General features: G+C 59.8%; 17 protein-coding genes. 12 read left to right on the top strand and 5 right to left on the bottom strand.

Annotated features, from left to right (window positions below):
• Positions 1 to 52 precede the first annotated feature (52 nt).
• From cobU to ASD60_RS04960, 8 genes are all read left to right on the top strand, one after another.
• Positions 53 to 574, top strand: coding sequence for a bifunctional adenosylcobinamide kinase/adenosylcobinamide-phosphate guanylyltransferase (gene cobU / locus ASD60_RS04990; protein ID WP_056852933.1), 522 nt, complete (start codon positions 53 to 55; stop codon positions 572 to 574).
• The gene (gene cobT, locus ASD60_RS04985; RefSeq protein ID WP_056852932.1) at positions 571 to 1,626 is read left to right on the top strand and encodes a nicotinate-nucleotide--dimethylbenzimidazole phosphoribosyltransferase; all 1,056 of its coding nucleotides are present in this window, start codon (positions 571 to 573) and stop codon (positions 1,624 to 1,626) included. Before cobU ends, cobT begins: the two co-directional genes overlap by 4 nt.
• Complete coding sequence (gene cobC / locus ASD60_RS04980; RefSeq protein WP_056852931.1) at positions 1,623 to 2,198, top strand: alpha-ribazole phosphatase family protein; 576 nt, start codon at positions 1,623 to 1,625, stop codon at positions 2,196 to 2,198. Before cobT ends, cobC begins: the two co-directional genes overlap by 4 nt.
• 2 nt (positions 2,199 to 2,200) lie before the next feature.
• Positions 2,201 to 2,932, top strand: coding sequence for an adenosylcobinamide-GDP ribazoletransferase (locus ASD60_RS04975; RefSeq protein ID WP_056852930.1), 732 nt, complete (start codon positions 2,201 to 2,203; stop codon positions 2,930 to 2,932).
• A gap of 54 nt (positions 2,933 to 2,986) precedes the next feature.
• Positions 2,987 to 3,391: a MarR family winged helix-turn-helix transcriptional regulator gene (locus ASD60_RS04970; RefSeq protein ID WP_056852929.1), complete on the top strand. Its 405-nt coding sequence runs from the start codon at positions 2,987 to 2,989 to the stop codon at positions 3,389 to 3,391.
• Between the two features lie 52 nt (positions 3,392 to 3,443).
• Entirely contained in the window at positions 3,444 to 4,652 is a 1,209-nt protein-coding gene (locus tag ASD60_RS04965) for an MFS transporter (RefSeq protein WP_056852928.1), read from the top strand.
• Positions 4,649 to 4,771 (top strand): hypothetical protein, encoded by a 123-nt coding sequence (locus tag ASD60_RS29610; protein WP_269083286.1) that lies wholly within the window; start codon positions 4,649 to 4,651, stop codon positions 4,769 to 4,771. Before ASD60_RS04965 ends, ASD60_RS29610 begins: the two co-directional genes overlap by 4 nt.
• A 69-nt stretch (positions 4,772 to 4,840) precedes the next feature.
• On the top strand, positions 4,841 to 5,410 hold the full coding sequence (locus ASD60_RS04960) for a glutathione peroxidase (protein WP_056852927.1): 570 nt from the start codon (positions 4,841 to 4,843) through the stop codon (positions 5,408 to 5,410).
• Between the two features lie 89 nt (positions 5,411 to 5,499).
• Here ASD60_RS04960 and ASD60_RS04955 read toward each other — a convergent pair whose 3' ends face one another.
• The 3 genes from ASD60_RS04955 to ASD60_RS04945 all read right to left on the bottom strand — a co-directional run bounded on the left by ASD60_RS04955 (position 5,500) and on the right by ASD60_RS04945 (position 7,903).
• A complete protein-coding gene (locus ASD60_RS04955) occupies positions 5,500 to 6,771 on the bottom strand; it encodes an OmpP1/FadL family transporter (protein WP_056852926.1) in 1,272 nt (423 codons plus the stop codon).
• A gap of 147 nt (positions 6,772 to 6,918) precedes the next feature.
• Positions 6,919 to 7,401 (bottom strand): hypothetical protein, encoded by a 483-nt coding sequence (locus tag ASD60_RS04950; RefSeq protein WP_056852925.1) that lies wholly within the window; start codon positions 7,399 to 7,401, stop codon positions 6,919 to 6,921.
• Between the two features lie 277 nt (positions 7,402 to 7,678).
• Positions 7,679 to 7,903, bottom strand: coding sequence for a hypothetical protein (locus ASD60_RS04945; protein WP_003204606.1), 225 nt, complete (start codon positions 7,901 to 7,903; stop codon positions 7,679 to 7,681).
• A 985-nt stretch (positions 7,904 to 8,888) separates the two neighbouring features.
• Between ASD60_RS04945 and ASD60_RS04940 the strand changes: the two genes are divergently transcribed.
• The gene (locus tag ASD60_RS04940) at positions 8,889 to 9,212 is read left to right on the top strand and encodes a hypothetical protein (RefSeq protein ID WP_082557531.1); all 324 of its coding nucleotides are present in this window, start codon (positions 8,889 to 8,891) and stop codon (positions 9,210 to 9,212) included.
• A gap of 196 nt (positions 9,213 to 9,408) precedes the next feature.
• On the top strand, positions 9,409 to 10,752 hold the full coding sequence (rmuC, locus tag ASD60_RS04935; RefSeq protein WP_177336554.1) for a DNA recombination protein RmuC: 1,344 nt from the start codon (positions 9,409 to 9,411) through the stop codon (positions 10,750 to 10,752).
• 15 nt (positions 10,753 to 10,767) lie between these two features.
• On the opposite strand, the gene ASD60_RS04930 is transcribed toward rmuC, so the two are convergent.
• Positions 10,768 to 14,238 carry a hybrid sensor histidine kinase/response regulator gene (locus ASD60_RS04930; protein WP_056852922.1) on the bottom strand — a complete coding sequence of 1,157 codons (3,471 nt, stop codon included), beginning with the start codon at positions 14,236 to 14,238 and terminating at the stop codon, positions 10,768 to 10,770.
• Between the two features lie 135 nt (positions 14,239 to 14,373).
• On the bottom strand, positions 14,374 to 14,910 hold the full coding sequence (locus ASD60_RS04925; RefSeq protein ID WP_056852921.1) for a TetR/AcrR family transcriptional regulator: 537 nt from the start codon (positions 14,908 to 14,910) through the stop codon (positions 14,374 to 14,376).
• A 151-nt stretch (positions 14,911 to 15,061) separates the two neighbouring features.
• On the opposite strand from ASD60_RS04925, the gene ASD60_RS04920 reads away from it, so the two are divergent.
• Together ASD60_RS04920 and ASD60_RS04915 are read left to right on the top strand one after the other, a co-directional pair.
• Positions 15,062 to 16,258, top strand: coding sequence for an MFS transporter (locus ASD60_RS04920; protein WP_056852920.1), 1,197 nt, complete (start codon positions 15,062 to 15,064; stop codon positions 16,256 to 16,258).
• Positions 16,259 to 16,376: 118 nt separating this feature from the next.
• Positions 16,377 to 17,528 (top strand): TDT family transporter, encoded by a 1,152-nt coding sequence (locus ASD60_RS04915; RefSeq protein ID WP_056852919.1) that lies wholly within the window; start codon positions 16,377 to 16,379, stop codon positions 17,526 to 17,528.
• Positions 17,529 to 17,581: the final 53 nt, after the last annotated feature.

Here is a 17,581-nt window from a genome sequence, read left to right as displayed (position 1 = left end):
GGCTTGCCCGCGATGACGTCAGTCGATTCACCAATATTTATAGGAAGTAACCATGCTGCAACTGATCCTCGGCGGCGCCCGCTCCGGCAAAAGTCGCCTGGCCGAAAAACTGGCGGCTGACAGCCAATTGCCGGTGACCTACATCGCTACCAGCCAGCCGCTTGATGGTGAAATGAATGAGCGGGTCGCCCATCACCGCGCCCGTCGCCCAGCCGAGTGGAACCTCATTGAAGAACCGCTGCAACTGGCCCGCGTCCTGCGGGAAAACGCGCGCGCCGATCATTGCCTGTTGGTGGATTGCCTGACGCTGTGGCTGACCAACCTGCTGATGCTCGACGACGCTGAGCGCGTTTGCGCCGAACGTGATGCCTTGCTGGAGTGCCTGGTGTCGCTGCCGGGTGAAATCATTTTTGTCAGCAACGAGACCGGAATGGGTGTCGTGCCGCTGGGCGAATTGACTCGCCGCTTTGTCGATGAAGCCGGTTGGCTGCATCAAGCTCTGGCCGAACGCTGTCAGCGAGTCGTCCTGACCGTTGCCGGCTTGCCCCTGACTCTGAAAGGAACTGCGTTATGACCTCATCCTGGTGGCTGGCCCCGTGCAAACCGCTCGACACCCAAGTGCTCGAACTGGCGCAAGCGCGGCAACAGCAACTGACCAAACCGGCCGGTTCCCTCGGTCAGCTCGAGTCGCTGGCTGTTCAGCTGGCCGGCCTGCAAGGGCAGGTGAAACCCGGCCTGGATCAAGTGTGGATTGCGATTTTCGCCGGTGATCATGGCGTGGTCGCCGAGGGTGTGTCGGCGTACCCCCAGGCAGTCACCGGGCAAATGCTGCACAACTTCGTCAACGGTGGTGCGGCGATCAGCGTGTTGGCGCGACAGTTGGGTGCATCCCTGGAAGTGGTCGATCTCGGCACCGTAACGCCGTCGTTGAATCTGCCGAACGTACGTCATCTGAACATCGGCCCTGGCACGGCGAATTTCGTACAAGGGTCGGCGATGACTCAGGCGCAAGGCGAACTTGCATTGCAGGCCGGTCGCGACAGCGTGTTGCGTGCCATCGCGACGGGCGCGCAACTGTTTATCGGTGGCGAGATGGGCATCGGCAATACCACCGCCGCCAGCGCCTTGGCCTGTGCCTTGCTCGATTGTCCGGTGATGCACCTGACCGGGCCGGGCACCGGGTTGAATGCACAAGGTGTCAGCCATAAGGCTCAAGTGATCGAGCGGGCGTTGACGTTGCACGCCGCTCAACGTGGCGATGCCTTGCTCACCCTGTTCAACCTCGGCGGTTTTGAAGTTGCAGCGTTGGTCGGGGCTTATCTGGCCTGCGCCCAGGCGGGTATCGCGGTGCTGGTGGACGGGTTCATTTGTAGCGTTGCGGCATTGGTCGCGGTGCGTTTGAACCCGCAATGCCGTCCGTGGCTTTTGTTCGCTCATCGTGGCGCCGAGCCGGGTCATCGGCATGTTTTGGAAACGCTGAATGCCGAACCGTTGCTCGATCTCGGACTGCGACTGGGCGAGGGCAGTGGTGCCGCGTTGGCGGTGCCGTTGCTGCGCCTGGCGTGTGATCTGCACGGGCAGATGGCGACCTTCGCCGAGGCTGCCGTGGCGGATCGTCCGGCATGACTTTGCACCTGGATCTGTTGCGTCACGGTGAAACCGAACTCAGCGGCGGCCTGCGCGGCAGCCTCGACGATGCGCTGACCGAGACGGGATGGGCGCAAATGCGCGCGGCGGTGCTCAGTCAGGGACCGTGGGATCGCCTGGTCAGCTCGCCATTGCAGCGGTGTGCGCGGTTCGCCCATGAGCTCGGTGAGCGATTGGCTTTGCCGGTCACGCTGGAAAAAGATCTGCAGGAACTGCATTTCGGCGCTTGGGAAGGGCAGAGCGCCGCCGAATTGATGAAAACCGATGCGCAGGCCCTGGGGCTATTTTGGGCTGATCCCTATGCGTTTACCCCTCCGGACGGTGAGCCGGTTGCGGATTTTTCTGCCAGGGTGCTTGCCGCCGTGGCGAGGTTGCAGGCCGCCTACGCCGGTGAACGGGTGTTGCTGATCAGCCATGGCGGCGTCATGCGTCTGCTGCTGGCCCAGGCACGGGGATTGCCGCGCGAGCAATTGCTGGGTGTCGAGGTCGGTCATGGTGCGTTGTTCTCGCTGTCGGTCGATGCCGATGGCGTGTTAAGGGAAGTGATCTGAGCATGTTGCCATTCTGGATCGCCCTGCAATTCCTCAGCAGTCTGCCGATCCGTCTGCCGGGAATGCCGACGCCTGAGCAGCTGGGACGCTCGCTGTTGTTCTATCCGCTGGTGGGGTTGTTGTTCGGCATCATTCTGTGGACGTTCAACTGGCTGATGCTGGGAGCGCCTTTGCTGCTGCATGCGGCCCTGTTGTTGACGGCTTGGGTCCTGCTCAGCGGAGCGTTGCACCTGGATGGCCTGGCCGACAGTGCCGATGCCTGGCTGGGCGGTTTTGGTGATCGCGAACGGACGTTGACGATCATGAAAGATCCGCGCAGCGGTCCGATCGCGGTGGTGGCGCTGGTGTTGGTGTTGCTGCTGAAATTCTGCGCGTTGCTGGCGCTGATCGAGCAGTCCCATGCGCTGGCCCTGATCATCGTGCCCCTGATCGGCCGAACTGCGTTGCTGGGGTTGTTCCTGACCACCCCTTATGTGCGCGCAGGCGGTTTGGGCCAGGCGCTCGCCGATCATCTTCCGCGCTCGGCGGGCAAGCAGATAATGGTCACAAGCGCCGTGGTCTGTGTGCTGATTGCGGGGTTTGGCGGTGTTCTGGCGCTGGCCCTGGCGGCGGCAATGTTTGTCTGGCTGCGGCAGATGATGCTACGGCGATTGGGTGGAACCACGGGCGATACCGCCGGGGCGCTGCTGGAGCTGCTGGAAGTTGCAGTGCTGGTGGGCTTGGCGTTTTTCTGAACGTCACCCATCATGCGACTTGATTTAACACAACCGCGGGTATATACACGCACCATGCTCGAATCCCAATGTTTATGTATCAACCTGCGTCGCGCCGCCCGTGGCGTCAGCAGGCATTACGACGGCGCACTCGACGGCTTCGGGATCAATGTCGCGCAGTATTCTTTACTGTGTAATTTGCAACGGCTGGATCAACCGAGCATTTCCACCCTCGCCGAAGCGATGGGGCTGGACCGCAGCACGCTGGGGCGCAATCTGCGTGTGCTGGAGGGCGAAGGGTTGGTGATGCTGGTCGAGGGCGAGGACATGCGCAATCGCATCGTCAGGCTGACCGAAGCCGGAGCAGAGCGTTTAAAAGCAGCCCTGCCGGCGTGGGAGGCAGCGCAACAGCGCTTGATCGATCGCCTGGGCGCTGAAAAGCGCGAAACATTACTGAAGTTGCTGGATGAACTGGCTTGATGCCAGTTTGTTCGATCTTAAGCGGGTATATACCCGCGACCGGAGAACAATAATGACATCGATGTGGCGTACATGTGGTTGGGTTCTGTTGGGGAGTGCGCTGATTCTTGCGTTGTCTCTGGGGGTGCGGCATGGCTTCGGGCTGTTCCTGGCGCCGATGAGTGCCGAATTCGGCTGGGGACGCGAGGTGTTTGCCTTCGCCATCGCCCTGCAAAACCTGATCTGGGGACTCGCACAGCCCTTTACTGGCGCGTTGGCCGATCGCTTCGGCGCGGCGAAAGTCGTGCTCATCGGCGGTGTGCTGTACGCCCTGGGCCTGGTGTTCATGGGCCTGTCGGATTCGCCGGCGACCTTGTCCCTGAGCGCCGGTCTGCTGATCGGGATTGGTCTGTCGGGTACCTCATTTTCAGTGATTCTCGGGGTGGTCGGGCGCGCAGTGCCGCCGGAAAAACGCAGCATGGGTATGGGCATTGCCAGCGCCGCCGGTTCGTTCGGTCAGTTCGCCATGCTGCCCGGCACGCTCGGATTGATTGGCTGGCTCGGTTGGTCAGCGGCGCTGCTGGCCTTGGGGCTGTTGGTGGCGCTGATCGTGCCGCTGGTGAGCATGCTCAAGGACAAGCCATTGCCAGTGCTTGGCCATGAGCAAACCCTCTCGGAAGCACTGCGTGAGGCCTGTTCTCACTCCGGGTTCTGGCTGCTGGCATTCGGTTTCTTTGTCTGTGGTTTTCAAGTGGTCTTTATCGGCGTGCACTTGCCAGCGTATCTGGTCGATCAGCATCTGCCTGCCACCGTCGGTACGACTGTTCTGGCGTTGATTGGCTTATTCAATATCTTCGGCACCTACACCGCCGGCTGGCTCGGCGGGCGCATGTCCAAGCCGCGTTTGCTTACCGGTTTGTACCTGTTGCGGGCCGTGGTGATCGCGCTGTTCCTGTGGGCGCCGGTGACCACGACGACGGCGTACCTGTTCGGCATGGCCATGGGCTTCCTGTGGTTGTCGACGGTGCCACTGACCAACGGCACCGTCGCAACCTTGTTCGGCGTACGAAACCTGTCCATGCTCGGAGGCATCGTTTTTCTCTTTCATCAACTGGGTTCGTTCCTTGGCGGCTGGTTGGGCGGGGTGGTGTACGACCGGACCGGGAGCTATGACTTGATCTGGCAGGTCGCGATTCTTCTGAGCCTGATGGCCGCCGCGCTGAACTGGCCGGTGCGTGAGCGACCGGTTGCGCGCCTGCAAACGCAAATGAGCACGACATGAACAGTCTCTGGCCACGTATCACCATTCTTGCCGTCTGCGCCGGGTTGCTCGCTGTGGCCTGGTGGGGTTGGCATCAGGGCGGCCTGGCGTTGATGCAATTGGGCATGGGGGCGTGTTAGGACGCTTGCTAGCGGGAGGGTAGGACGAGTAACTTCGATGTCACCCGAATCACTCAAGGAAGCACCGATATGCTGATGCGCTGGTTGGCAGTTCCCGCGTTACTGGTAGCGTTTACCGGATTGGCTCAAGCGGCAGAGTGCCCGGCGCTGCTACAGGGCTCGTTGCCCAAGCTGCGTTCCAATGAGTCCATCGACCTGTGCCAGCGCTTCGCCGGCAAGCCGCTGGTGGTGGTCAATACAGCGAGCTTCTGTGGTTTCGCCCCGCAGTTCAAAAGTCTTGAGGCGCTCAATCAGCGCTATAAGGAACAAGGCTTGGAAGTGATCGGTGTGCCGTCCAATGACTTCAAACAGGAGTCCAAGGACGGTGCCGAGACTGCCAAGGTCTGCTACGTCAACTACGGCGTGACGTTCACCATGACCGAGCCACAGAAAGTCCGGGGCGACGATGCCACGAACTTGTTCAAGGTACTCGGCAAACAGTCCGAAAATCCGCCGAAATGGAATTTCTACAAATACGTGGTCGACCGTCAAGGCAAGGTGGTCGCCAGCTTCTCCAGCTTGACCAAGCCTGACGATCCCGACTTCATCGCCGCAGTGGAAAAGGCTCTGGCCTCGCCACCCCTGGCCTCCGCTCCCTGATCGACAGCCACAAAAAAGCCCCGCCTCTGTACCAGAGCGCGGGGCTTTTTTTGATTGCGCGGGCGAGGGGTCAGGCTCGCCGCGAATTATCAGAAACGGTAGGTCGCACCGACACCGAAACCGTTCGCCGAGTTTTCATACTTGGCGCTGTAGGCCTGACGGCCATTGCTGTTGTTGACGTTGACCGATTCTTCCCACAGGTAGGAGTACGCCACGTCGATGGTCAGGTCGTCGGTCGGGCTCCAGCCGGCGCCCAGGCTGAAAATCTTGCGATCGCCCGTCGGGATGCGTGGGGAGCGGTTTTCGTTGTTGGTTGGTGCCTGGTCAACCGAGAAACCGGTGCGCAGTACCCACTGCTTGTTCAGCTGATACGAAGCACCGATGGCGTGAGCCCAGGTGTCGTGCCAGTTCTGTTCTTCGGTGATGGTGCCAAGACCACGTGCGGCCAGGGCAGCAGGAACGCCTTCGTTTTCCACGGTGATTTCTTTCAGGCGGCTCCAGCGAGTCCAGGTGCTGCCTGCATAGAGAGTCCACTGGTCGTCGAGCTGGTGGGTAACCGAGAAGTCAACCGACTCGGGCGTGGTCAGGTCCAGGGAAGCATCGAACTTCTGGTTCGGATTCTGGCCCAGGGCGCCGAGCAGGCCGTAGTTGACCTTGGTGTCACCGTCGAGCTTGTACTTCACTTTCGAGTGGTAGGTCAGGCCGACGCGAGTGCTGTCGGTGGCTTGCACCAGGATACCGATGTTGTAGCCCAGAGCCGTGTCGTCACCCTTGATCTTGACTTCACCATCCGGTGCGCGCGGGTCCAGCGACAGGTTGGATTCCAGCTTGCCGTCGATACGGTTGATGGTCGGGCCGAAACCGATCGACACCTTGTCGTTGAAGGCGTAGCTGACGGTTGGCTGCAGGGTGATGATTTTGACTTCGCTCTTGCTGCCGAAGTAGCGGCCGGCAAAGCCGTTTTCATAATCGGTTACCAGGCCGAACGGTGCATAGACACCGAAACCGACTGCCCATTGGTCATCGAGGGGCTTGACGTAATAGCCCATCGGCACGCCCATGAAAGGGACCATGTCACCTTTGTTGGTGCCGCCATTCGGACGGGAGCTGGCATCGCTGATGTCGGTGTGTGCGTCGATGAATGCAACACCACCGGTTACTTGTTCACGCTTGAGGCGGGACATGCCCGCAGGGTTGCCCACAAGTGTGGATGCGTCGTCGGCAACGGAAGATCGCCCGGCAAAACCAGTACCCATCCCGCTGATGCTTTGTTCGTTGAGGGCAAAGCCACTTGCGAAGATCTGGGTGGATGCCATGGCAACGGCGAGACTAATGGTGGTTTTGAGCATTACTTTTTTCATTATTAGAACTCCTGGTGATCACCGGGGCGAAAATTACCAACATTTTCGTCCCAGCGCTATAGGCTGTATGGCTTGATTTAGAGCGGTTTTGTAGGACAATCCGACCAGATTCGCAGCGTATTGTGCGATCTTTGGATCCAGAGTGTGTCAGCAGGCAACCTGATTCAGTGGTGATACACAGGTTTGCCAAGCGAAGGTGAAGTCTCTCAGGCGACCTTGGGGCTGGAAGGTCTGGCGCCAGATTCGGGCCATTCCCAGCAGGTCGTCTGCTTCGGGGAGCGGGGTGTTCTGTTCTTCGACCATCAGCCAGGCGATGGCGGTGGCGTAACGCAGGTTGACGGTCAATTCGACGTGCGGGCCACTGAGAAAGGCATGTTGGCTGGCGAGGCCACGGACCAGGCTTGCGCGTTCGGGATCGAGCGCCAGGTAGTGGTCCCAAAGTGCCTGATGGCGAGGTTCGGCGATACGGTAGAGGCCGTGGCCACGGCGGTCGTGAAGGGCGGAACCAAGGGCTGACTGACTGGCGGCAATGCCCAGCAGCAGGGATTCGGCAGTTGCGCTATGGCGTCCAAGGTAGATCAGCGTCGGACGAATCACATAACGGCACAGTTCGCTGGCAGCGATACCCATAAAACCCTCGAAACCATGAATTGGACGGCGATACCTGAACAGGGCCTTGGCAGCAATGGATCGAATCAGGCTCGCCGAAAGCGGATCAAGCCGCTTGAGTTGAAGTGTAGTGTCATATTCGCTGCGTAAAGGACTGTTTTTAAAATATTTCCAGCTTCCAGTTATAACCGTTATATCGGTTGGTGCTTAACCGCTGTGCGGGCAAACTGAAATTTCAGGCAACAAAAAGCCCCGCTTTTGAGAGCGGGGCTTTTGGTATTTCAGCCTTGCTGGCGTCTCAGGCAACCAGTGCCTGACGAGTACGTTCGATCACGGCCTGCAGCGGTTCAGCGCTGGAGTATTGATCGGGGTACAGGCGTTCGCTGTGTCGGGCGATGCCGTGTTCGTTGACCAGGGTAAAACTGAAGCAGCCTTTGCGAGCGGCCATGATCAGGCAGTTCATTGGTGCAAAAGCGTTGGTTAGGGTGCGGATGGCATCCTGTGCATGGATTTGAGTAGACATAGTCATGGTGTTCCTACAAGCGACACGGATAAGAGCCGTGCAAAATTAAAACGTTCCAGTGACGACGACCACCGTTGGTCGAGCGAAGAACCTGACTGGAACAAAGCAGCCAGTTTGAAGCGCTGATAAATTGGCGCGCTTGGGCTGGCAGGTAGGTACTTAGGAGGGCAGGCAACACATCAAGGGCTAAGGTTCTGGGCCCGGGGTGAGGATCCTGATCAATTTGCAGGTTGGTTCGGTCAGAGTAAGCGAGCCTGGCAACACCCTTTGCTTTCGATTCAAAGGCTGTGTTGACGCAAGATTTACCTGGAAACCATCGAGGTGGTCGATCCCGCTTTTATCGGTTGGGCTTCCATCGGGAAGGCAGTCCGGGGGGATTTGTTCGACCAGAATTGACTTTCAGCTTGGTACTAACGCCGGGGATAATAACGGATTGAATCGGCAAAGGGAAGTGTGATAGCCACAGGAATATCCAGGGGGGCCTGGAACAGCCGTAAAAAAACCGACATGAGCCCTGATAGCGAGCTTGGATGATCCGGATTCCGACCGATGGTCATGACCATCCGACGGATGACAAACGGCCTGGAATGCGGGTTTGCCGCGATTTATCCCCAGGACCGATGCCAAATCGCGCCGAAAAAACGCCTCGATATAACCATCGGCGAGCTACTTGTACACATTAGTTGCACAGACTGTAACGCCACTGTCATCCCGCTCCAGAGAGGAGTGGGTGCCTGTAACCAAAATTTAAGTCAATGAAAAACATCGCTTTTTTTTACTGGTGAAAAAATCGTCAGTTTGACTGCAGGCCCCATTCCACAGGGCTTTGCGGCTCTTCAAGGGCGGTTGTCCACTGAGTTATCCACAGCTTCTGTGGATTGTCCCGAGCGCTTGCTCTAGGACGGGCGTGCCGGGATTTTTTCAGCTTTACCTGTAAGAAAAAAAGAGTAGAGTGGCGCGCCTTCCGATCTGCCCACAGTGCTTTATGAAGTTTCGTACACCATCCGATTCCTCTTCCTCCAAAACATCCACTGTTGCCCCTCCCAAGCGTTTTTCGATGCGGGTTGCAGAGTGGTTGCTGGACAGTCCGCGACTGGGCGAAAACCCGAATGTCAAACACATCGCCGGGCGTTTGCTCAAACAACCTGCCCGTGAGGGCGTGGTGGCCGCGCAAAGCCGCCTGGGCCAACTGATGTGCCGCGAATGCGGGAATGCCCGGGACCGCCGGATCGGCCAGGACCTGTTGCGGCAGGCCGCACGGGCGGGTGATCAGCGTGCACAACAGGAACTGGGGCTGATCGAAGACTGAGCTGTCCAAGACCTGACGCCTTGGTTAACCTTCAAACTTTAATTCGAAGGCAGGAATGGCTATGGCTATGGACTTGACCAGCGCCTTGCTCGGTCTGGCAGGCGCTGCGTTGCCTTTGCTGGTATTGGCCTGGCAGCTTCAGCGCCGGGCGAGCAACTCGCAAGCGGACGTCGCGTTACTGGAAGAGCGTCTGGCCATGGCCCAACTGGTGCAGGATGGCTTGAGTTCACAACTTGAAACCTGTCGCGATGAAATCGCTGATCTGGGGCAGGCCAACGCCGCCAGGCAGGCAGATTTGGCCGCTGTGCGCCGTGAAGTCGAGTTGTTGCAGATCGAACGCGATGACGCCCGGGATGCTGCCCATGCCTGGAACATCGAGCGCGCCGGCAAGGAAGCCGAGTTGCGGCGCCTGGATGCCCAGGCCGCCTCGCTCAAGGCTGAACTGCGCGAACAACAGGAAAGCCATCAACAACGCCTCAATGACCTGCAGGGCTCCCGAGACGAGTTGCGCGCTCAGTTCGCCGAGTTGGCGGGGAAAATCTTCGATGAGCGTGAACAGCGTTTTGCCGAAACCAGCCAGCAGCGTCTGGGACAATTGCTTGACCCACTGAAAGAACGCATTCAATCGTTCGAAAAACGTGTCGAGGAAAGTTATCAGGCCGAGGCGCGCGAGCGCTTCTCCCTGGCCAAGGAACTGGAGCGCCTGCAACAGCTGAATCTGCGCCTGAGCGACGAAGCCACCAACCTGACCCGTGCCTTGAAAGGGCAGAAGACCCAGGGCAACTGGGGCGAGTTGATCCTGGAGCGGGTACTCGAACATGCCGGCCTGGAAAAAGGCCGTGAGTACCAGACTCAGGTCAATCTCAAGGGGCCGGACGGCGAGCGTTTCCAGCCCGACGTGATCATCTATTTGCCCGGCGACAAGCAGGTGGTGGTCGACTCCAAAGTCAGCCTCACGGCTTATCAGCAATACGTGGCGGCCGAGGACGAAGGCATCAGCCAGATCGCCATCAAGCAGCACGTGCTGTCTCTGCGTAATCACGTCAAAGGCCTGGCCGGCAAGGATTACAAGCGGCTCGACGGTTTGCACAGCCTGGATTTCGTGTTGCTGTTCGTGCCGATCGAAGCAGCGTTTTCCGCGGCATTGCAGGCCGAGCCGACGCTTTTTCAGGAGGCGTTCGACCGCAACATCGTGATCGTCAGCCCAACCACGTTGCTCGCGACACTGCGGGTTATCGACAGCCTGTGGAAGCAGGAACGACAAAGCCAGAACGCCCGGGAAATCGCCGAACGAGCCGGGTGGCTGTACGACAAGTTTGTGTTGTTTATCCAGGACCTGGACGAGGTGGGCAATCGCCTGCAGCAACTGGACAAGGCCTACAGCTCGGCGCGTAACAAGTTGACCGAAGGGCGCGGCAATCTGGTCAGTCGCAGCGAGCAACTGAAGTTGCTCGGGGCCAGGGCAAGCAAGAGTTTGCCCGCAGATTTGCTGGAGCGGGCGATGACCGATGTCGATGGCTTGGTCGAGTTGCCGGAATAAGGGTTTTCGCTGACGCTACAACGGCAAATGCCGGCTCAACAACGCTCGCAACGCCGCGGGTTTGACCGGCTTGGTCAGGTAATCCAGTCCGGCCGCATGTACCTGAGCGATGGTCTCTGGCCGCCCGTCGGCGCTGATCACCACGCCCGGCACAGGCTCACCGAGTCGAGTTCGCAACCACGCCATCAATTCGGTTCCGGTCTCGCCGTCATCCAGGTGGTAATCGACCAACGCCAATTGTGGTCGCATCCCCTCAGCGAGCAGGGTCATGCACTCTTCGCGGTTGCGTGCGGTCCAGACCTGGCAACCCCAGCGCGTCAGCAAGCTGTTCATGCCGATCAGAATGCTGTCCTCATTGTCGATGCACAGCACCTGGCCGCCATTGAGCAACTTGCCATTGAGTTCGACAGCCTTGGCGGGCAGCGCCGTTTGCGCTCGGGCCAGCGGTACTCGGACGCTGAATACGCTGCCGCGTCCTGGCCAAGAGCGTACAAGCAAGGTGTGACCCAGCACGCGGCACAGACCATCGGCAATCGCCAGGCCCAACCCCAGGCCTTTTTCCGCCCGTGTCTGATGGCTGTCGAGACGTTTGAATTCTTCGAAAATCACCTGCTGCTTGTCTGCCGGAATACCCGGTCCGCGGTCCCAGACTTCCAGGCATAGCTCGCCTTTGCGTCGCCGAACCCCAAGCAACACGGGGCCTTTGGCGTAGCGGAAGGCGTTGGTGAGGAAATTCTGCAGGATTCGGCGCAGCAGTTTGATGTCGCTGTCGATGCGCAGCTTGCTGCCCCGGACACGGAATTGCAGGCCTTGCTCACGAGCCAACGCCTTGAATTCGGCGCCAAGGGTGTCGAACAATTCACTGAGGGCAAATGGCTTGGGATCAGGATTGATCTTGCCGTTTTCCAGGCGGGAAATGTCCAGCAGATCGCTGATCAAGTCTTCGGCAGAACGCAGCGAGCTATCCAGGTGCTGGATCAGTTTTTGCGCCTCACCGGGCAAACCGTCGTGCTGATGAGTCAAGGCCGCGGAAAACAGCCGCGCAGCGTTCAGTGGCTGCATCAAATCATGGCTGACCGCTGCCAGGAACCTGGTCTTCGATTGGTTGGCCGCCTCGGCGGTGCCCTTGGCTTCGGTCAGCGCGACGTTGAGTTGTGAGAGCTCACGGGTACGCTCAGCTACCCGCTGTTCCAGGCTCTCGTTGGCTTCGGTCAGCGCCTGCTCGGCCTCGCGGAATGGGGTGATGTCGGTGAAACTCATGACAAAACCACCACCCGGCATCGGGTTGCCGATCAGTTCGATCACCCGCCCGTTGGGGAACAATCGCTCCGACGTATGCGCACGCCCCTGGCGCATCCAGTGCAGGCGCCGGGCGACGTGTACTTCGGCTTCGCCGGGGCCGCACAGTCCCCGTTCGGCGTTGTAGCGGATGATGTCGGCGATGGGGCGACCCACGCTGATCAAGCCGTCCGGGTAGTTGAACAGCTCCAGATAGCGCCGGTTCCAGGCCACCAGTTTCAGTGACTGGTCGACCACGCTGATGCCTTGGGTAATGTTCTCGATGGCGCCTTGCAGCAGCGCACGGTTGAATTGCAGGACTTCCGAGGCTTCGTCGGCGATCCGCACGACGTCCTCCAGTTGCATCTCCCGACCTTCGATGGCTGCCTTTACCACCGCCCGCGTCGACGAGGCGCCCAGTACGCCGGCGAGCAGGCGTTCGGTATGGGCGATCCATTCACCGTCGGCGTTCTGGTTCGGGTTGAAGCCTTTGCCCTGGCGATAGGCAAAGCGGATGAAGCTCTGGCGGGCGCGTTCTTCGCCGACAAAGCGGGCGGCCAATTGCAGCAAGTCGTCGATCTGTACCGCAAGCATTGAGCGCGCGCTGGGGCGGGCGCTGATTTCCTGGCCGATGAAACGGCCAGCCTGCCAGTGTTCCGACACGCGGGTGCGCGACAGCACCGAGACCCAGGCAAACAGGGTGAAGTTACCCGCCAGAGACAGCACCACGCCTTGAGTCAGCGGGGTGATCGGCAGGTTCAGCGGATTGCCGTGTAGCCAGGCCAGGCCCGGGAAACTGTTCAGGGACATGCCGAGGCTATGGGCGGCGATCGGCAGGATCAGCGTGTAAAACCACAGGAAGGTGCCGGCGGCGAGACCGGCAAACACACCACGGCGGTTGGCCTGTTTCCAGTACAGCGCGCCGAGCATCGCCGGTGCCAGTTGCGTGACCGCGGCGAAAGCGATCTGGCCGATGGTTGCCAGGCTGGCGGTCGAGCCCAGCAGCCGATAGCTCACGTAGGCCAGCAGCAGAATGACCACGATACTCACGCGGCGCACCGAGAGCATCCACTGGCGGAACACTTCGAATGGACGCTCGGCGTTGTTGCGGCGCAGCAGCCATGGCAAAAGCATGTCGTTGGAAACCATGGTCGACAGTGCGACGCTGGCCACGATCACCATGCCGGTGGCCGCCGACGCACCGCCGATGAACGCCAGCAACGCGAGGGCAGGATGAGCCTGGGCCAGCGGCAGACTGATGACGAAAGAGTCCGGCAACACCGAGCTCGGCAACATCATCTGGCCGGCCAGGGCGATGGGTACGACAAACAATGCTGCCAAAGCGAGATAGGCCGGAAACACCCACTTCGCCAGACGCAGGTCTTGCGGGTCGATGTTTTCGACGACGGTCACATGGAATTGTCGCGGCAGGCAGATGATCGCCATCATCGCCACGCCGGTTTGCACCACCATCGACGGCCAGTTGATGGTTTCTTTCCAGTATTGCTCCAGGCGTGGGGCGAGCATGGCTTGATTGAACAGGTCATCGAAACCGTCGTACAAACCGAAGGTCACGAACGCGCCGACCGCCAGAAAGGCGAACAGCTTAACCAGTGACTCGAACGCAATCGCCAGCACCATGCCACGGTGGTGTTCAGTGGCATCGAGGTTGCGCGTACCGAAAACAATGGTGAACAGCGCCAGCACCAGCGACACCACCAGCGCGGTGTCCTGTGCGCGAACGCCCATGGCGTCGGCGCCCGCACCGATCAGCAGATTCACGCCGAGCACGATGCCCTTGAGCTGCAAGGCAATGTAGGGCAGCACGCCAACCAGGCAGATCAGCGCCACCACCACCGCCAGCGACTGGGATTTGCCATAGCGTGCGGCAATGAAGTCGGCAATCGAAGTGATGTTCTCCTGCTTGCTGATCATCACCATTTTTTGCAGGACCCACGGCGCCCCGATCAACAGCAGGATCGGTCCAAGGTAGATCGGCAGGAACGACCACAGCTGTTCGGCGGCCTGGCCAACGGCACCGAAGAACGTCCAGCTGGTGCAGTAGACGGCCAGTGACAGGCTGTACACCCAGGCACGCACCCGCGGCGGCAACGGCGCGCTGCGACGGTCACCGTAAAAGGCGATGGCGAACATGATGGCCATATAGGCCAGGGCGACGGCGGCGATCAGCCCGCTGGACAGCGACATGGGAACTCCCGGCAACCAAAGACACCCGGGCCTCCCGCCCGGACAGACAGTCTCGCACGATGGCAGGGGTTAGTCAGTGTCGACCAAGGTCGTGGCGTGGCGGGCTGTCGCAGGGGGCTGCTCTCGATAGGGTCGTCACTGAGTCAGTGCAATCTCGATCAATCGATGCAACTCCTCTACCTCCAGCGGCGCTTCGGAAAACAGGATGCGGAACACGATGGGCGCCGCGATCATGTTGATCAGCCGGTCGACACCGGGCTGTGGTTCATTCGGGTAGCGATCCAGAATGACCTGCAATTGCCCGCCAATGATCGTTGCGCAGTAGCTCGGCTTGAGGCTCGACTGCACGTCGCGCAGCATGTTGCGGCCGGGGGCTGAGCTCATCTCGTCCAGGTACTGTTCCGCCCAGGCGCGCACATCACCCGCCAGGCTGCCGGTGTTGGCCGACTCGGTTTCCGGTTGCATGCGCGCAAGGGCGACGTCCGCGAGCAGCACCGACAATTCTCCCCACCGCCGATAGATGGTCGATGGCGTGACCCCTGCGCGAGCAGCAATCTGCGGCACGGTGAGGGTGGCGCGGTCCTGTTCTTCAAGAAGCTCGCGCACGGCGTTATGAATCGATTCCTGTACCCGGGCGCTGCGGCCACCGGGACGTAAAGCGGGCGTGCTCATGATGTGTTTCCTGTTTCGCGGCGGAGTCTTTTCAAGGCAGCGCCGTTTCTAAAAAGCCATGCATCGGACCTTAACACAAAGAATTTGCTTTAAGCGCTATCCGGTAGCACACTCCGCAAAAGCAAAAAATTAGCTTTTGCGGAGTGTGCGCATGTCCAGTACTCGTTCGAACCAGTCCAGCCTGTGGTTCCTGGCAATCACCTTGCTCAGTTTTCTGGCGGCATCCACCGCGCCGACACCGTTGTACTACTTGTATCAGGAGCAAATGCAGTTCTCGGCTGCGGTGCTGACCCTGATTTTCGGTGTGTATGCCCTCAGTTTGCTGGCGGCGCTGCTGACGGTCGGTTCGCTCTCGGATTACCTGGGCCGCAAACCGGTGATCTTCACCGCGGTGCTACTGAACATCCTGGCGATGCTCATGTTTATTCATGCCGACAGTGTTACCTGGCTGATCAGTGCCCGCGTCCTGCAAGGCTTTGCCACCGGTATGGCGACCGCGGTGTTGAGCGCGACGCTACTCGATACGGACCGCCAGCATGGGCCGCTGATCAACAGCGTGGCACCCTTGATCGGCATGGCCATGGGCGGGTTGGGCTGCGGTTTGCTGGCGCAGTTTGCGCCGGCACCACTGCACTTGACCTATTGGCTGCTGCTGGTCTTGTTTGCGATGCAGGCGGTGTACGTCTGGCGCTTGCCGGAAAGCGTTTCGCGACAGCCCGGCGCCTGGGCTTCATTACGACCCACGCTGCATGTGCCCGTCCAGGCGCGTCCGACAATGTGGCGGGTGTTGCCGCTCAACACTGCGACCTGGGCGCTCGGTGGTTTCTACGCCTCACTGGCACCCTCGCTGGTACGCACGGCCACCGGCTCGACATCAAACTTGATCGGCGGCGCGACCGTCGCCGCTCTGACACTGACGGGCGCGCTGATGATCTACGCCTTGCGCAATCGCCCGGCCGCCAGGTCGCTGCAATTGGGAGCCAGCCTGCTGCCGATGGGTATCGTGTTGATTCTGCTGGGTGTACACGGTTCCAGCCTGACGTTGTTTTTCGTGGGCACGCTCATCGCCGGGTGTGGCTTTGGTTCCGGGTTTCTGGGGGCCGTGCGCAGTCTGGTGCCGCTGGCCTTGCCCCATGAGCGGGCGGGGTTGATGTCGGCGTACTACGTGCTCAGCTATCTGGCGTTCTGCCTGCCATCGTTGCTGGCCGGCAACCTTACGCACGGTTTTGGTCTGGTCAGAACCACTGATGGCTATGGTGTTGCATTGATCGTCCTGTCGCTGAGCGCTTTGTTTGCATTGATGCGCCAACGTAACGCCAGCATCAGCAATGCTTCAGGTCGTGCGTAATCTCCTGTAGGAGGTCTACATCTGCAAAATAGATAACAGTTAGAGATATTACCCGTTATATCGATATTCCATCTGGCTCTATGATGAACTCCACCTCACCAGAGGACAGGAGTTCATCATGGCCTGCACCCACATCGCCAAACCCGGTATCAAGCCGTTTCGTCATCTGCAACATCCAATGGAAGTCATTCGCCAGTTCACCCCCAACTGGTTTGCCGCCACCATGGGCACCGGTGTATTGGCTTTGGCGCTGGCACAATTGCCGGGCGCCAATCCCGCGCTGCACGCAATCGCCGAAGGTCTTTGGCTGTTCAATATTCTGTTGTTTGTATTGTTCACGGGCCTTTATGCCGCGCGCTGGGTTCTGTTTTTCGACGAGGCTCGCCGGATTTTCGGACATTCCACGGTTTCGATGTTTTTCGGCACGATTCCCATGGGGCTGGCGACCATCATCAACGGCTTTCTGCTGTTCGGTTTGCCGCGTTGGGGCGAAGGCGTGATCGCACTGGCCGAGGTGTTGTGGTGGCTGGATGTCGCGATGTCGCTGGCGTGTGGGGTGCTGATTCCCTACATGATGTTCACCCGCCAGGAACACCGCATCGACCAAATGACCGCTGTCTGGTTGCTGCCGGTGGTGGCGGCGGAAGTGGCCGCCGTCAGCGGTGGTTTGCTGGCGCCGCACCTGGCCGACGCTCATTCGCAACTGGTGGTGCTGGTGACCAGTTACGTGCTCTGGGCGTTTTCCTTGCCGGTGGCGTTCAGCATTCTGACGATTCTTCTGCTGCGCATGGCCCTGCACAAATTGCCCCACGAGAACATGGCCGCTTCCAGTTGGCTGGCATTGGGGCCGATCGGCACCGGCGCGCTGGGCATGTTGCTGCTGGGCGCGGATGCGCCAGCGATTTTCGCCACCAACGGTATGGCGGGTAGCGGCGAGATTGCCGCCGGCCTGGGCCTGGTCGCAGGCATCACGTTGTGGGGCTTCGGCTTGTGGTGGATGCTGATAGCGATCCTGATCACCCTGCGTTATCTGCGTGCCGGCATTCCTTTCAATCTCGGCTGGTGGGGCTTCACCTTTCCGTTGGGGGTCTACTCTTTGGCAACGCTGAAGTTGGCCAGCACCCTGCACCTGATGTTTTTCAGTGTGTCTGGTTGTGCTCTGGTGGCGTTGTTGGCGGTGATGTGGCTGATCGTAGGCACGCGCACTGTACAGGGCGCCTGGAGAGGGGAGCTGTTCGTCTCGCCATGCATTGCAGGATTAAAGAAATAACCTGCGAAGTTTAGGTAATGTGTGGCCTGGATCGAGGTTCGACAATCCAATCA

Origin of the sequence: Pseudomonas sp. Root562 (genome assembly GCF_001427125.1) — a bacterium.
GTDB lineage: Bacteria > Pseudomonadota > Gammaproteobacteria > Pseudomonadales > Pseudomonadaceae > Aquipseudomonas.
This window is presented reverse-complemented; position numbering and strand designations above follow the sequence as displayed.

What these genes read in the sequence shown, in the direction of transcription:
- ASD60_RS04960 (WP_056852927.1), top strand. Translation starts at nt 4,841, where the DNA reads ATGCTGATGCGCTGGTTGGCAGTTCCCGCGTTACTGGTAGCGTTTACC.
- rmuC (WP_177336554.1), top strand. Translation starts at nt 9,409, where the DNA reads ATGGCCCAACTGGTGCAGGATGGCTTGAGTTCACAACTTGAAACCTGT.
- ASD60_RS04920 (WP_056852920.1), top strand. Translation starts at nt 15,062, where the DNA reads ATGTCCAGTACTCGTTCGAACCAGTCCAGCCTGTGGTTCCTGGCAATC.
- ASD60_RS04930 (WP_056852922.1), bottom strand. Translation starts at nt 14,238, where the DNA reads ATGTCGCTGTCCAGCGGGCTGATCGCCGCCGTCGCCCTGGCCTATATG.
- ASD60_RS04975 (WP_056852930.1), top strand. Translation starts at nt 2,201, where the DNA reads ATGTTGCCATTCTGGATCGCCCTGCAATTCCTCAGCAGTCTGCCGATC.
- ASD60_RS04955 (WP_056852926.1), bottom strand. Translation starts at nt 6,771, where the DNA reads ATGAAAAAAGTAATGCTCAAAACCACCATTAGTCTCGCCGTTGCCATG.
- ASD60_RS04945 (WP_003204606.1), bottom strand. Translation starts at nt 7,903, where the DNA reads ATGTCTACTCAAATCCATGCACAGGATGCCATCCGCACCCTAACCAAC.
- ASD60_RS04940 (WP_082557531.1), top strand. Translation starts at nt 8,889, where the DNA reads ATGAAGTTTCGTACACCATCCGATTCCTCTTCCTCCAAAACATCCACT.
- ASD60_RS04965 (WP_056852928.1), top strand. Translation starts at nt 3,444, where the DNA reads ATGACATCGATGTGGCGTACATGTGGTTGGGTTCTGTTGGGGAGTGCG.
- ASD60_RS04950 (WP_056852925.1), bottom strand. Translation starts at nt 7,401, where the DNA reads ATGGGTATCGCTGCCAGCGAACTGTGCCGTTATGTGATTCGTCCGACG.
- cobC (WP_056852931.1), top strand. Translation starts at nt 1,623, where the DNA reads ATGACTTTGCACCTGGATCTGTTGCGTCACGGTGAAACCGAACTCAGC.
- ASD60_RS04925 (WP_056852921.1), bottom strand. Translation starts at nt 14,910, where the DNA reads ATGAGCACGCCCGCTTTACGTCCCGGTGGCCGCAGCGCCCGGGTACAG.
- cobT (WP_056852932.1), top strand. Translation starts at nt 571, where the DNA reads ATGACCTCATCCTGGTGGCTGGCCCCGTGCAAACCGCTCGACACCCAA.
- ASD60_RS04970 (WP_056852929.1), top strand. Translation starts at nt 2,987, where the DNA reads ATGCTCGAATCCCAATGTTTATGTATCAACCTGCGTCGCGCCGCCCGT.
- ASD60_RS04915 (WP_056852919.1), top strand. Translation starts at nt 16,377, where the DNA reads ATGGCCTGCACCCACATCGCCAAACCCGGTATCAAGCCGTTTCGTCAT.
- ASD60_RS29610 (WP_269083286.1), top strand. Translation starts at nt 4,649, where the DNA reads ATGAACAGTCTCTGGCCACGTATCACCATTCTTGCCGTCTGCGCCGGG.
- cobU (WP_056852933.1), top strand. Translation starts at nt 53, where the DNA reads ATGCTGCAACTGATCCTCGGCGGCGCCCGCTCCGGCAAAAGTCGCCTG.